Origin of the sequence: Bacillus cereus group sp. BfR-BA-01350 (assembly GCF_022663775.1) — a bacterium.
GTDB classification, from domain to species: Bacteria; Bacillota; Bacilli; order Bacillales; family Bacillaceae_G; genus Bacillus_A; species Bacillus_A paranthracis.
This window is the reverse complement of the sequence record NZ_JAKUGD010000007.1, coordinates 103,809-117,417: the sequence shown is the minus strand read 5'-3', so window position 1 is coordinate 117,417 and position 13,609 is coordinate 103,809. Positions and strand designations below refer to the sequence as shown.

Below are 13,609 nucleotides of genomic sequence, written 5' to 3'. Positions count from 1 at the left end.
GGAAATTAATTCCCTGCTTTTCTATTTGGTTTATTGCCTGATGGTAAGAAGAACGATAACACCCAAGCAATCCCTGCGAGTATTGTCGCGATTAAGAAGGCATCGTTAATACCGTTAATTGCAGATAGCTTTGAAATTTGTCCATATAATAGCTGCGTGCTCATCGCATCTCCTGCTTGCGCTGAGCCGGCTAAGGCCGCTAAGCTTTGCCCCATGCCGTGTACTTTATCAACTAAAATTGGGTTTGACGTTGTTAACATATTTCCATAATCTGCTACGTGCGCAGTCGTTTGTTGCGTCATAAGCGTGATTAATATCGCTGTTCCAATTGAACCAGCTACTTGTCTTGACGTATTTTGCGTTGCTGTACCGTGAGAAATTAATTTCATCGGTAGCGCGTTCATACCAGCTGTCATAATTGGCATCATAATGAATGACATACCAATTGAGCGTATAATATAATCCGTCATAATAACGCTATACGGTGTATCCATCGATAATTTTGTAAATTCATATGTCGCATACGTCGTAATTGCCAATCCAATTATCGCTAATGGACGAATGCCATATTTATCGAATAATTTACCCGCTACTGGCCCCATGATTCCCATAATTAATGATCCTGGAAGAAGTAGTAAACCAGATTCAATTGGCGTAAAGCCACGAATGTTTTGCAGATATACCGGAAGTAATAACATACCTCCGAATAATGCCATCGTAACGATTGCATTAATTACTAAAGTAAAAGTAAATACTGGATATTTAAATACTTGTAAATCAAGCATTTTATTGTCCGTTGTTAACTCTCTCCAAATAAATAACGCTAAACCAATTACACCGATAATAAGTGAAATAACAACTTCTGCACTAGTCCAACTATTATTTCCAGCTTCACTAAATCCGTACAATAAGCTTCCTAGTCCAATACTTGAACTAACAACACCAAATATATCTAATTTTGTTTTAGACACTGGCTGAGCTAGTGTAAAGAATTTTAAAGATAGGAACGTAATAATTAAACCGATAATAAACATCGCATAGAACATTAAGTTCCAGCTGTAATTTTCAATTACCCAACCTGTTACAGTTGGTCCGATAGCTGGTGCTAAAATCATTGCTACACCTAGTAATCCCATCGCTGCTCCGCGCTTATGAGGCGGGAATAGTGTCATGAAGATATTCATACCAACCGGCATTAAAATACCCGCGCCAACCGCTTGAATAACACGGCCCGTCATCATCATTGTAAAGTTTCCTGAAGTAGCACAAATGATAGATCCTACCGTGAAGAATAACATTGCGGCTACGAATAATTTACGATACGTAAATCGTGAAACTAAAAAGGCACTAATCGGTACTAAAATACCATTTACAAGCATGAAGCCTGTAATTAACCATTGTGCTGTTGAAGTTGATACGTTAAATTCATTCATTAACGGAGGCAATGCAACGTTAATGATTGTTTGGTTTAAAATAGAAACGAACATGCCGAGAATTAATACAGCTACCACTGCTTTTACGTTCACATTCTCTACAGGCATAGACATTTGTTTTTTCGGCACTTCTTTTTCTTGTTTTACTTCTTCTTGCTTTCCTGTTTCCAACTCAACTACATTAGAAATTTCTGGTTCTTGCTTTCGTTCAATGTCTTTCTCTTCTGTTTCTACCTTACTTACTTCTATTTTACTTACGGCTGGGACTTGTTCTTCTCCCATTTTCGTTTTTTTCTTTCGTAAAAGACGATTTACAAGGAAGAAGACGATTATACAAAATAGTGCATATCCTGCAATTACGATTGAGGACATCTCATCTCCCCCTTACTTATGAATACGAACTGTCACATTCATGCCAGGAACAATATTTACTGATTTGCTATGATCTAAAGAAATTTTAACTGGTACTACTTGTGTTACTTTCGTATAGTTCGCTGTTGCGTTGCTTGATGGTAACATAGAGAATGTGTTCGCTGTTGTTAAGCCCACTTGTTCTACTTTTCCTGTTAACGTTGTATCTGGGTATGCATCTACATACACATCTACATCTTGACCTTTTTGAACATCATCAACATCTGTTTCTTCAATGTTTGCTGTTACCCATAAATTGTTCATATCAAATGCATAAGCAATCGGGCTACCTGCTCCAACGAAAGCATTTGTTGTCGCGTTTGATTGTACAACTGTTGCATTTTGTGGAATTGTTACATCTACTGTTTGTTCTCCATTCGCTGCTGCTACAGTGACAGCACCTAATTTATCATTCTCGTTGTAGTTCTTACCTACTTCAGCTTTCCAGTCAGTTAATTTCCCTGCTACTGGTGATGCAATCGGAATTACCTTTCCATCAATTTTTGCATTGTCTGTTTTTAAGTAATTTTCCGCTTGATTGTAATAGTAATAACCGCCAATACCGCCGCCAACTAGTACAATTAATGTGATAATGTTGATAATCACCATTCTTCGAAACTGATTCATTGCATTCCTCTCCTTATATCGCATATAATTTTTTTCTAAACTATTTACGTCCTTATTGTTTAGATTGTTTAATTGTTAATTATATTAACTTTTAAACAAAAAAATCACACCATCTGCGGTGTAAATCGAAATTTATCTACCTGCGAGCGGTGCTGATTTCTGAAGGACTATCGTTTATAATTATAAATAATTATTTTAAATCTACAACCGACAATTTACGTATGAAATGTCGCTTAAACAACAATATAATACCAATATGTTGCTTAAGTACAGAAAATTAAACGAGGGGAAATAAAAATGTCTATTAAAAATACAAATGATCCACGTGTAAAACGGACGAGACAACTCATACAGGATGCTTTTGTCGCTTTAGTAGGCGAAAAAGGGTTTGAAAATGTAACTGTTCAACATATTGCAGAACGTGCTCCTGTAAATCGTGCTACGTTTTATAGCCATTACCACGATAAATATGACTTATTGGACAAAAGCATTGAAGAAATGTTAGAGAAGCTAACAGAAGTTATTAAACCGAAAAATAGAAATAAAGAAGATTTTCAACTTGCATTTGATTCACCACATCCAAATTTCTTAGCATTGTTTGAACATATTGCAGAAAATGCGAATTTCTATAACGTCATGCTTGGTGATAAAGCTGCCGGAAACTATACGTATAAAATGATGAAAGCCATTCAAACACATTTAACATTAAGCCTCTCTATTTCACAACCTAACGATGAAAAACTAATGGTTCCGCGTGATATTCTCATTAGTTATGTTACCGGTGCCCACCTCGGCATGATTATGTCATGGCTAAAGAGAGGAATGATATATACCCCGCATTTTATGGCCATGCAATTAACTCGTTTAATCATTTTAGGGGCTCATACTGCAGCGGGATTAGAACGACCTTTTTAAAACATAAAAAAGCGAAGGAGAGGCTCCTTCGCTTTTTTTATTAATTAAATGTAATGTTATGTACAGCCTCTTTATCAAGACGTTTAATAACTTCTACAATTAACTTCACTGCATTTTCATAGTCGTCACGGTGTAACATTGCCGCGTGAGAATGAATGTAACGAGTTGCAATCGTAATTGCCATAGACGGAATACCATTTACAGCAATATGAATTGCACCTGCATCCGTTCCTCCGCCCGCTACTGAATCATATTGGTATGGAATTTGTAATTCATCAGCAACATCAACTACAAAGTCACGTAAACCGGTATGACCGATAACAGAAGCATCATATAAAATGATCTGTGGTCCATCACCCATTTTACTTTGCGCTTCTTTTGACGTTACACCAGGTGTGTCACCAGCAATACCAACATCTACCGCGAACGCGATATCTGGTTTAATATAGTTTGCAGATGTTTTTGCACCACGAAGACCAACTTCTTCTTGTACAGTCCCTACGCCGTATACAACGTTTGGATGCTTTTCATCTTTTAATTGTTTTAATACGTCAATTGCAATTGCACAACCAATTCGGTTATCCCATGCTTTTGCAAGTAACATTTTTTCGTTCTTCATCACTTGGAATTCAAAGTAAGGTACAACTTGATCTCCTGGTCGTACGCCCCACTCCATTGCTTCTTCTTGGCTAGAAGCACCAATATCGATGAACATGTCTTTAATTTCAACTGGCTTTTTACGCGCTTCTGGAGGTAAGATATGCGGTGGTTTTGAACCGATAACACCTGTTACATCTCCTTTACGCGTTACAATTGTTACGCGCTGTGCAAGCATAACTTGTGACCACCAGCCACCAACTGTTTGGAAACGAAGGAAACCTTTGTCATCAATTTGCGTAATCATAAAGCCAACTTCATCTAAATGACCTGCAACCATAATTTTCGGGCCGTTTTCTTCCCCTACTTTTTTCGCAACTAAACTTCCTAAATTATCAGTAGAAAGTTCGTCCGCAAACGGCTCAATATATTTCTTCATTACTTCGCGTGGTTCACGCTCGTTACCCGCAATACCACGTGCATCTGTTAATTCTTTTAGCATTGTCAATGTCTCGTCTAATTTTGTCATTGCCAACACCCTCCTTTTTCTTCAGTCACTTCATTATACAAAAGGAAATTGAAATATTCAAAAATTAACTTAGTATCCTTGTGTTTGACGCTGATGATTTACTTCGTTTTTATCTAAATATGCCTTTTCAATCTCTTCTTGTTCAAACTCAAGCGCTTGTCCAAGTCGAAGATAACTTGTAAATAATTCAATATAGTTCGTAATAGATGGTTGATCTGTAAAACGAATCACCTTCGCATATGTGTCTAAGAAAATTTCTACTTGTGTTTTATTCGTCTGTGCACACTTATAGAATAAGAAGTTTTTATCAATACCTAAATCAATTCCGATTGATAAAATAAAATGCAAACCATCTACGTATTCTTCTAGTATGACTTCACGTTCTGATGCTGGTTTATTGCTCCAATATTTAAAACAACGTGTTTCATTTGCAAGTTCTCCAATTTCTACAAGAAGAGCTAACATTTTCTCTTTTAACAATTTTTTCGGTTGTAAGTCATGTTCTTTCGCAATACGGTCATCTAATTCTTTTTGTAATTTAAATAGTTGTAGTAAGTCCACTCTATTGCCCTCCTCCAACATCGCATTTTACGCAACAATGTTGTTTCATCTCAAAGTTCATTATTATTTTTCGTTTCTTATTAATAAGTCAGCCATTTACCTCTTTACAAAATAGCTTGTCCTTAATTTACAAATACGTTTCAATCATCACGATTAGATTGTTCACTCCGATTGGTGATAGTTAATAATTATCCAGGAATTACCCACTATTAAAAATATTATTTTATCTGATGAAAGTTCCATATCATCTTTCCATTATAGCAGTGTCGTTTCAGGTAGGAAAGATACTCTTCTTTCCAGAGGATGATAATTAAAAGAAGCCAGGAGGATTCTCCTGACTTCATATGCATATTCTTCTATATTGCTATAACTTTTATATTGATTTTGTCATATCGATAACGACATACTTCTCTTTGCATACAAATAAAAAAACCTTAGAAGAAAAATCTTCTAAGGTTTCAACTAATTAATTAGTTAATGTTGTTTTTTGCAACTGTTGCTAATTCAGCGAAAGCTTTTTCGTCATGAACAGCTAAGTCAGCAAGCATCTTGCGGTTAACTTCGATGCCAGCATTTTTAAGACCGTGCATTAAGCGGCTGTAAGAAAGACCATTCATACGAGCTGCTGCGTTGATACGTGTAATCCATAATTTACGGAAGTCACGTTTCTTTTGACGGCGGTCACGGAATGCATACATTAGAGATTTCATAACCTGTTGGTTAGCAACCTTGAATAATGTATTTTTTGAACCGTAGTAACCTTTTGCTAATTTAATTACTTTTTTACGACGTTGACGAGTAACTGTACCACCTTTTACTCTTGGCATAATATTACCTCCTAATTGTTCTATATATCAGCCGAACTTATTTTAAGTTGTCAAGCATTTGACGAATGCGTTTGAAGTCACCAGCGCTTACTACACCAGCTTTACGTAGTTTACGTTTAGCTTTTGTAGATTTGTTAGCGAATAAATGGCTTGTGTAAGCGTGAGAACGTTTCAGTTTACCTGATCCAGTCTTTTTGAAACGCTTTGCAGCGCCGCGATGAGTTTTTTGTTTAGGCATAGGTATTTCCTCCTCTATCTATTACTTATCGTTTTTCGGTGCTAAAACTAAGAACATACTGCGTCCTTCCATTTTAGGCTTAGATTCGATTGTACTAACTTCAGCACAAGCTTCTGAGAAGCGATCTAAAACACGTTGACCGATTTCTTTATGAGTAATGGCACGTCCTTTAAAGCGAATTGACGCTTTAACCTTGTCGCCTTTCTCTAAAAACTTGATAGCATTACGAAGTTTTGTGTTAAAGTCGTGTTCATCAATTGTTGGACTTAAACGAACTTCTTTCATGCTAATTACTTTTTGATTTTTGCGCTGTTCTTTTTCTTTCTTCTGTTGCTCAAAGCGGAATTTACCGTAGTCCATAATGCGGCATACTGGCGGTTTCGCATTTGGAGCAACTAATACTAAATCAAGATTAAGATTTGCAGCTAAGTCTAAAGCGTCATTACGAGACTTGATTCCAAGTTGATCGCCATTTGCACCAACTAAACGTACTTCACGTGCACGAATTTGCTCGTTAATCATCATATCCTTGCTAATAGTAAGCCACCTCCAAGGTTTTCTCAGAACATAGTTTGTAGTCATAGAACCCGACAAAAAAAGTGCGGGCATACGACACCCACACTTGTAAAATCTTAAGTAAGAAATACATTTACCTGTAAACTGCGAATGCGTCCATCAGGTGAGAAGCGGGTGCTTCTACTTGTTCCACAAAACAATATTCTATTATCCTTGATGAGTTTATCATAGGACATGACGTCTGTCAAGAAGACGCGATGTGTTTTACTAACAACAAGAAATATTGTAACAAACAACTAACATACTTGCAATACTTTTTTACGATAAGTATTACATGGTTTTTTTTTCTAATTTCTCTTACTTATATTACATAGAAAAGCCGCGGTATACCGCGGCTTTTTCTTATCGTTTTCCTTCTACTTTAATCATATCAACAAAAGCATCTAATGCGATTGTTTCTGATTTTTGTTCACCGTATTTACGTACGTTTACGCCGTTTTCAGTTACTTCATTGTCACCTACTACAAGCATGTACGGAATTTTTTGCATTTGTGCTTCACGGATTTTGTAACCAATTTTCTCTTCACGAGTATCTAATTCAACACGGATACCAGCACGGCGCAATTCGTCTTGTACTTTCTTCGCATAGTCTAAATGTACTTGCGGAGAAACTGGAATTACTTGTACTTGAACTGGAGCTAACCAAGTTGGGAATGCACCTTTGTATTCTTCAATTAAGAATGCTACGAAACGTTCCATAGTTGATACAACACCACGGTGAATTACAACTGGACGGTGTTGTTTACCGTCTTCACCAACGTAAGATAGTTCAAAGCGTTCTGGAAGTAAGAAGTCTAATTGTACAGTTGAAAGTGTTTCGTCTTTTCCAAGAGCAGTACGAACTTGAACGTCAAGTTTTGGACCGTAGAATGCCGCTTCACCTTCAGCTTCATAGTAATCAAGACCCATTTCATCCATAGCTTCTTTTAACATACCTTGTGCTTTTTCCCACATCTCATCATCAGCATAATACTTTTTAGTATCTGCTGGGTCACGATAAGATAGACGGAATGAATAGTTCTCTAAACCGAAATCTTTGTACACTTCTAGAGTTAAGTTTACAACACGTTTTAACTCTTCTTTAATTTGATCTGGGCGAACGAAAATGTGCGCATCGTTTAAAGTCATTCCGCGTACACGTTGTAAGCCAGATAACGCACCTGACATTTCATAACGGTGCATTGTTCCAAGTTCCGCAATACGGATTGGTAATTCACGATAGCTGTGAATATCGTTTTTATAAACCATCATGTGGTGAGGGCAGTTCATTGGACGAAGAACTAACTCTTCATTATCCATTTCCATTGATGGGAACATACCATCACGGTAGTGGTTCCAGTGTCCAGAAGTTTCATAAAGCTCTCTGCTTCCTAGTACTGGAGTGTATACGTGATCATAGCCTAAGCTCGCTTCTTTATCAACGATGTAACGCTCGATAATGCGGCGGATTGTTGCACCCTTTGGTAACCAAAGTGGTAAACCTTGTCCTACTTTTTGGCTATTAGTAAATAGTTTTAATTCTTTACCTAATTTACGGTGATCGCGCTCTTTCGCTTCTTCAAGCATACGTAAGTGCTCATCTAATTCTGCTTTTTTAACGAATGCAGTACCGTAAATACGTTGTAGCATTTTATTATTGCTATCGCCGCGCCAGTAAGCACCTGCAACGCTTAATAATTTGAATACTTTAATTTTTCCTGTAGATGGAAGGTGAACACCACGGCAAAGGTCGAAGAATTCGCCTTGCTCATAAATTGAAATAACTGCATCTTCTGGAAGATCGTTAATTAAATCTAATTTTAACTCATCGCCGATTTCTTCAAAACGACGAATTGCTTCTGCACGTGGTACTTCATGACGAACGATTTCTAAGTTCTCGTTCACAATTTTTTGCATTTCTTTTTCGATTTTCTTGAAGTCTTCAACTGTAATTGCTTCTTCCATATCAATATCGTAGTAGAAGCCATTTTCAATTACCGGACCAATGCCAAGCTCAACCTTAACATCTTTATATAAACGTTTTAACGCTTGTGCTAAAAGGTGAGCTGTTGAGTGGCGTAAAATATATAAGCCATCTTCAGAATCTAATGTAATGATAGAAACTGCACCATCTTCTTCGATTGGTGTAACAAGATCAATCATCTCATCGTTTAATTTTCCAGCCACAGCTTTTTTCTTTAAGCCTGGGCTAATAGAAGCTGCGATTTCTTCAGTTGTTACGCCTTTTGGAAACTCCTTCACAGCTCCATCAGGGAAAGTAATTTTAACTACATCTGCCATCACTGGTCACTCCTCTTTTTCTCAAAATAAAAAACACTCATCCCGTAAAAAGGGACGAGTGTTGAATTCGTGGTTCCACCCTTGTTCCAATTAACCTTATTGTTAATTGCTCAAGTTCAACATAACGGTGTTGTCCGTTAGCAATTACTAGAAGAATCGTTCACTGCTAAAGTTTAGAGGTGGTAAGTAATAATCCCGTACTAGGAAGCTCACACCCTAAGGCTTCCCTCTCTGAAAATCGTAGAAAACTACTCATGTCCTCATCATGACATTTCAATATATTTCATTTATGTAGGTAATTATATGCTCAAAAACTTAGAAAATCAAGGGCGTTACCTTTATTTTTTAAATTTTTCACATTGCGCTCAAACTCATGTAATCCATGTAATTGTACCCGTTCTTGAAATACATTTCGCAAAGTAATAATCATATTATGGTCTTGTTCTTTCGTATATAAATAAATTTTTTTCGGCGAAATAGAAAGAAGTGGCGCAATTACTTTCGTATCAATATATACATCCTTTTGCTTCAATAATTCCTCATCTATATATTGAACCAATTTCTCCTGTTTTAAACGTCTACCTTTATCATCGTAGAAAATAAAACTCTCATCAAAAATAAGATGCACACAGGACAAACGTGATTTCCGACTACGCACTTGTTGCCTTAGCGACTCAATAAACATTTGATATTCTTGTTCCAACTTATACTCATCAATCGCCACTTCGGCAAGCTTAGCTACCATTTCCCTATATGTACGAAGACGAAAACGAACATATGATGAAAACGAGAATGAAAGCGGATCACAAAGCCAGTTATTTAAAGAAGATTTAATATATGATTCAAATGTGTGACGCGTTAATTCACGAGCAATTCCTTTTCTTCTTCCTTTTAAAATCTCTTGTGCCATATGCAATATTTGATGACACTCTTCCTCTTCTTCATAAAAAAACTTCTCTTTTAAGATTGTATATATCCACTCATTTTGTTTCACATTCACAATGAAATATACCATGACTGGTAATAAAATCTTTTCAATATAATTTGATTCACATACTGGTATGTGAATCACCACTTTTTGTTCCTGTAAATACACACTCGTTTCCTTATATAACAGTTCCGCTCTTTTCAGTAGTTGTCTATATACGTGCATAGCATCATTTTTTTCTTCGAAGCAAATTTCAATCACTTTTGTCCCCCCTTTTATCCCTGCTCTAAAGGACTGTATCTATACGTTACAAATCCTATAAGAGTCCGTCCCGCGTGAAAGTTCACTCTTAGTAGAATTACATTTCTTATCGTTAGAAAATCCACTCGATATGGCTTGCTAATTTTATATATATTAAGGGAGGGAGAAAAAAATGATACAAGCTACTAGGAATTTTCAATAAGAACTTTTCATTTTATAATTCGGCTACTTTAAAAAGCGTTTAACTACAAAAGAAGAGCAAGCTTCTCAGCTTGCTCTTTACTTATGACGACGGTTTTTCCCGCCAATCGGAATTGGTTTCGCCAAATATTTAATGCGTTCCATAATACGAGCTGCTTTCATTTCTTCCGCTTCACCGCGCTGCGTATATGTTAAATGATGTTCTAGTTGTTTAAAATCAAAGTTAGACGTAAAGAACGTCGGTAAGTTTTCTAACATACGGAATTGCAAAATTGCACCGAGTACATCATCACGCACAAAGCTTGACATCGCTTCTGCTCCAATATCATCTAACATTAAAACTTGTACGCGTTTCACCGCATCAATCTTTTCCCCAATCGAATTATCTTGAATTGAACTTTTAATTTCACGTAAAAATTCAGGGAAATATACGAGCATTGAACTTATTTTCTTTCGAGCAAGCTCATTCGCAATTGCTCCTAATAAATACGTTTTCCCTACACCAAATTTACCGTACAAATATAAACCTTGTACTTTTTTACCAGGTTCATATGTACTTAAAAATTCATTGGCTGCACCAATTGCATCAATACGCGCATCTAAATCTGAAGGGTCTAAGTTTTCCATCGTTGCTTGTAAAATATCAGTCGGCATATATACACTCTGAACGAGCTTTTCATATTTCTTTCTTTCGTCATAGGCTACTTTTCTCACGCAACGATCGTATTGAATATCAATCATCTTCCCTTGGATAACGAGCTTTGGCTCATACCCTTGCAGCATGTTTTTACACGAACCTAGATCCGGACAATCCGCGCAACCTACACTTTGTCCAATATATTCGTATAATTTCACAAGACTGCGTTCAATCATAGACGTTGTTACTTCCCCTTTATGTTCGTCTATAAATTCTTTCACACGCGGATGTGCCATTACTTCCGCCTTTAATATTTCATATCTATTTTTAAAATTTTCATTTTCCATTAACTTTGCAAATGAATTTTGAATATGCTCCATTTTCTCACCTCAAAGAGCGTTCATTCTCTTCTATTAATCACGCTTATATTTTTTTAACACTTCTTCTAATCGTTTTCGTTCGTCCTCTAACGTACTTGCACCTTTTTCAGCACTTACATCTTTTTTCACAGTTTCTTTCTCTTGTTCTTTCGGCTCTTCTTTCAGCCAATCTGGTACCATTTCTTTTCGTACCGTTTTCTTCGACGTACGGCCTTTCTTCTTCGTCTCAGCCCATTCTTGATATTGACGGTTTTCTTCTTTCGCTAACGCCATTGCTTCAGCTACTGTGCCGACCTTTTTACGTGCCCAATGTCCAGCAATCTTCTCCACATACGTTTTCGCAAGTTTCATATCTGAGCGTAGCATAACGTAATAAATAAGTACATTCACAACACCTGGCGTTAATTTTTGATTGATCATTACATCTTCAACGATTTGCAAGTCAGCCTTCGTTGCCTCTGCACCGCCAGAGATTTCTTTCAATAGTTGCTTTGGTGAGATTTCCTCTAGCTGTTTGATTAACATCTCTTCTTGCGTAGAAGGCTCTTTTTCTTTCATCATACGTGCAGCGTGAGGCTGTACTCTTTCACTTAATACAGGTAACGCTTGGCCGTTTTCGAACTGATACCAATCACGCGCTCCTTTTCTAAGCCTTTCGATATCAATTGTCTGCAGCTCTGTCACCGCACCAAGAACGATATTTTGCATCGATAACACATCTACATCATACACGTAAGCAAGTGTAATGACACATTCTCGCACTTGATCTGTAATCGCCTTTTTAGGGACAAGAGCGGACAAGCCATCTACAAATAAGGAGAAATCAAAGAAATCATTCCAAACTTTCGGAGCGTCTCCCTTTTCATTACTTGGCATAGCTGTCGTTTTTGGAATACGAAGGTCTTCTTGCGCATGCTCAAGCTGACCTGGATTAAACGAACCAAACACATCATTAAAAGAACGCGTAACATTTTCATAAGATGCAAAATCAAATTCTTCTTCTAAGAAATAATGCTTTACTTGATTATATTTTGTCCGACTCAATCGATTGTATAAAAAGATACTTAAAACAATATCATCAAAAAACTGCTTTGGAGATAAAGGTGGTTGCAGCTCATATATAAACATTCGAATATCTTTTTCTTTCTTAATATATACTTTCAAAAGTCCAATTGCCTCTAACTTTACTCGTTCCTCATATACTTCGGGAAGCTGCATTTGCATGGTCACCATAAGGGAATGATGCGTATTCTCTTTTCCAAATACACGATCTTGTTCTAACTCTCCCCATAGCGTCATGTACAAGCTAAAAGCTCTACTACCTATTAACGGCTGATATAACATCGTTAACACTTTTCGGTCGTAATTATGCAATAACCCTTTCGCACTTACTTTATAACGATCAATCGGCAATAGCTCCATCCATGACTGTTTTTCCATTCTTGCTTTCCTTTCTCTCATCCAATCTTCACTATATAATTTATTAGCGAAAAAGAGCTATTAGCTTTCGCTTCTAGCTCTCTTATCTCATTACTTACGGTATGTAAAGAGAATACGATACAGATTCTACTCTCTTTCTTTTTGCAGTATATCTTTTAATTCTTCAATAAATACATTTAAATCTTTAAATTGGCGATATACAGAAGCAAAACGCACGTAAGCAACATCATCGATATCACGCAGTTCTTCCATAACAATTTCACCAATCATATCACTTTTCACTTCTGATATACCTAAATTACGAAGTTCACGTTCCACACTTTGAGTTACTTCTTCTAATTGTCTTAAAGATACTGGTCTTTTTTCACACGCTTTAATTAAGCCACGTAAAATCTTTTCTTTATTAAACTCTTCTCGTGTTCCTTCTTTTTTTACAACGATAAGAGGTGACTCTTCCACTCTTTCAAATGTCGTAAAGCGGCTTAAACAGCTTTCACACTCTCTCCTTCTTCGAATAGAGCGCCCCTCGTCTACCGGACGCGAATCTAACACTCTTGTACCATTATGAGAACAGGATGGACAACGCAATATATTCACTCCTTTACACTATACTCTTTATTTTTCTCTACTTACTTCATCTGACAATATATATACATTATTATATAACTCATTTTAACTCTCTTACCACTTTAAGTTTAAGCGCATTATTTTATCATCTCGTTTTTAAGAATACGATGATAGATGCGTTGTTAACTTATTCGTAAGAGC

At 36.7% G+C, this 13,609-nt stretch carries 13 protein-coding genes and 2 other annotated features; of the genes, 1 reads left to right on the top strand and 12 read right to left on the bottom strand.

Going from position 1 to position 13,609, the window contains the following annotated elements; translation table 11 throughout:
* Positions 1-5: 5 nt before the first annotated feature.
* A complete protein-coding gene (locus tag MR147_RS16710; protein WP_074610072.1) occupies positions 6-1,805 on the bottom strand; it encodes a DHA2 family efflux MFS transporter permease subunit in 1,800 nt (599 codons plus the stop codon).
* Positions 1,806-1,817: 12 nt separating this feature from the next.
* Positions 1,818-2,471, bottom strand: coding sequence for an HlyD family secretion protein (locus MR147_RS16705; protein ID WP_001071404.1), 654 nt, complete (start codon positions 2,469-2,471; stop codon positions 1,818-1,820).
* 297 nt (positions 2,472-2,768) lie between these two features.
* Here MR147_RS16705 and MR147_RS16700 point away from each other — a divergent pair, with 297 nt between their 5' ends.
* Positions 2,769-3,386 carry a TetR/AcrR family transcriptional regulator gene (locus tag MR147_RS16700; protein WP_000023665.1) on the top strand — a complete coding sequence of 206 codons (618 nt, stop codon included), beginning with the start codon at positions 2,769-2,771 and terminating at the stop codon, positions 3,384-3,386.
* Positions 3,387-3,426: 40 nt separating this feature from the next.
* Here MR147_RS16700 and MR147_RS16695 read toward each other — a convergent pair whose 3' ends face one another.
* The 10 genes from MR147_RS16695 to nrdR form a co-directional block, all read right to left on the bottom strand.
* A complete protein-coding gene (locus MR147_RS16695; protein WP_000163568.1) occupies positions 3,427-4,512 on the bottom strand; it encodes a M42 family metallopeptidase in 1,086 nt (361 codons plus the stop codon).
* A gap of 69 nt (positions 4,513-4,581) precedes the next feature.
* Positions 4,582-5,073, bottom strand: coding sequence for a dUTP diphosphatase (locus MR147_RS16690; RefSeq protein WP_000365050.1), 492 nt, complete (start codon positions 5,071-5,073; stop codon positions 4,582-4,584).
* A gap of 470 nt (positions 5,074-5,543) precedes the next feature.
* A complete protein-coding gene (gene rplT / locus MR147_RS16685) occupies positions 5,544-5,900 on the bottom strand; it encodes a 50S ribosomal protein L20 (RefSeq protein ID WP_001138362.1) in 357 nt (118 codons plus the stop codon).
* A 37-nt stretch (positions 5,901-5,937) separates the two neighbouring features.
* Positions 5,938-6,138 carry a 50S ribosomal protein L35 gene (gene rpmI / locus MR147_RS16680; RefSeq protein WP_001125945.1) on the bottom strand — a complete coding sequence of 67 codons (201 nt, stop codon included), beginning with the start codon at positions 6,136-6,138 and terminating at the stop codon, positions 5,938-5,940.
* Positions 6,139-6,159: 21 nt separating this feature from the next.
* Complete coding sequence (gene infC / locus MR147_RS16675; RefSeq protein ID WP_000973214.1) at positions 6,160-6,663, bottom strand: translation initiation factor IF-3; 504 nt, start codon at positions 6,661-6,663, stop codon at positions 6,160-6,162.
* Positions 6,664-6,725: 62 nt separating this feature from the next.
* Positions 6,726-6,846, bottom strand: a sequence feature (ribosomal protein L20 leader region).
* A gap of 210 nt (positions 6,847-7,056) precedes the next feature.
* The gene (thrS, locus tag MR147_RS16670) at positions 7,057-8,994 is read right to left on the bottom strand and encodes a threonine--tRNA ligase (RefSeq protein WP_000786083.1); all 1,938 of its coding nucleotides are present in this window, start codon (positions 8,992-8,994) and stop codon (positions 7,057-7,059) included.
* Between the two features lie 47 nt (positions 8,995-9,041).
* Positions 9,042-9,270, bottom strand: a binding site (T-box leader).
* A 31-nt stretch (positions 9,271-9,301) separates the two neighbouring features.
* Entirely contained in the window at positions 9,302-10,183 is an 882-nt protein-coding gene (gene ytxC, locus MR147_RS16665) for a putative sporulation protein YtxC (protein ID WP_074610069.1), read from the bottom strand.
* Between the two features lie 279 nt (positions 10,184-10,462).
* Entirely contained in the window at positions 10,463-11,401 is a 939-nt protein-coding gene (dnaI, locus tag MR147_RS16660; protein ID WP_074610067.1) for a primosomal protein DnaI, read from the bottom strand.
* A 33-nt stretch (positions 11,402-11,434) separates the two neighbouring features.
* Positions 11,435-12,841 (bottom strand): replication initiation and membrane attachment family protein, encoded by a 1,407-nt coding sequence (locus tag MR147_RS16655; RefSeq protein WP_000415041.1) that lies wholly within the window; start codon positions 12,839-12,841, stop codon positions 11,435-11,437.
* Positions 12,842-12,967: 126 nt separating this feature from the next.
* Positions 12,968-13,429 (bottom strand): transcriptional regulator NrdR, encoded by a 462-nt coding sequence (nrdR, locus tag MR147_RS16650; protein ID WP_001203687.1) that lies wholly within the window; start codon positions 13,427-13,429, stop codon positions 12,968-12,970.
* Positions 13,430-13,609 lie beyond the last annotated feature (180 nt).

Bases quoted from the DNA above. Each gene is read 5' to 3' on its own strand.
- MR147_RS16710 (WP_074610072.1), bottom strand. From the start codon at position 1,805: ATGTCCTCAATCGTAATTGCAGGATATGCACTATTTTGTATAATCGTC.
- MR147_RS16705 (WP_001071404.1), bottom strand. From the start codon at position 2,471: ATGAATCAGTTTCGAAGAATGGTGATTATCAACATTATCACATTAATT.
- MR147_RS16700 (WP_000023665.1), top strand. From the start codon at position 2,769: ATGTCTATTAAAAATACAAATGATCCACGTGTAAAACGGACGAGACAA.
- MR147_RS16695 (WP_000163568.1), bottom strand. From the start codon at position 4,512: ATGACAAAATTAGACGAGACATTGACAATGCTAAAAGAATTAACAGAT.
- rplT (WP_001138362.1), bottom strand. From the start codon at position 5,900: ATGCCAAGAGTAAAAGGTGGTACAGTTACTCGTCAACGTCGTAAAAAA.
- rpmI (WP_001125945.1), bottom strand. From the start codon at position 6,138: ATGCCTAAACAAAAAACTCATCGCGGCGCTGCAAAGCGTTTCAAAAAG.
- infC (WP_000973214.1), bottom strand. From the start codon at position 6,663: ATGATGATTAACGAGCAAATTCGTGCACGTGAAGTACGTTTAGTTGGT.
- thrS (WP_000786083.1), bottom strand. From the start codon at position 8,994: ATGGCAGATGTAGTTAAAATTACTTTCCCTGATGGAGCTGTGAAGGAG.
- dnaI (WP_074610067.1), bottom strand. From the start codon at position 11,401: ATGGAGCATATTCAAAATTCATTTGCAAAGTTAATGGAAAATGAAAAT.
- MR147_RS16655 (WP_000415041.1), bottom strand. From the start codon at position 12,841: ATGGAAAAACAGTCATGGATGGAGCTATTGCCGATTGATCGTTATAAA.